This is a genomic window from Verminephrobacter aporrectodeae subsp. tuberculatae At4 (genome assembly GCF_000193225.1).
GTDB lineage: Bacteria > Pseudomonadota > Gammaproteobacteria > Burkholderiales > Burkholderiaceae_C > Acidovorax > Acidovorax aporrectodeae.
This window is the reverse complement of the sequence record NZ_AFAL01000804.1, coordinates 1-470: the sequence shown is the minus strand read 5'-3', so window position 1 is coordinate 470 and position 470 is coordinate 1. Positions and strand designations below refer to the sequence as shown.

Sequence of the window (470 nt, the reverse complement as noted above, 5' to 3'; positions counted from 1 at the left end):
CCTGCGGTGCGTATTGGGAGAGCGTCGATGCTCGCGCCAGGGCAGTCGCTGCCAAGCAGGTGCAGCTGGACGCGTCCATCGAGGCATTCAACAGTAATCTCGAAACCCGCAGCGTGGCCAATTGGTACGAGACCCGTATCACGGGCAGGACCATCAACGAAACGAGCGTCGAGTCCAGCAAGCCGGGCTATGTGCTCGCGGGCGGCAACATCAGCCTGAACGGCGGCACGAACAGCGACAGCGTGATCATTGCCGGCGGCTCCATCGACGCCGCAGGCGTGAACAACCGTGCGTCCGTCGGAACGCGCGTGACCACCAGCATCGGCACGATGGTGTTCAGCCGCCGCGAACACCACGGCGGCCTGACCGGTTTACTCGGAAACGAACACTCCCGGGAGGTCAGCGCCCCCCAGCCCATCCCGGATGCGTCCGTGACGCAAAGCTTCAACCTGCCGATCGTGCAACTCCAG

Annotated in this window: 1 protein-coding gene; it reads left to right on the top strand. The window is 64.3% G+C overall.

What is annotated here, in order from left to right; genetic code table 11:
- On the top strand, window positions 1–470 hold a 470-nt coding region (locus VTU_RS34060), incomplete at both ends, for a hypothetical protein (RefSeq protein ID WP_010108779.1).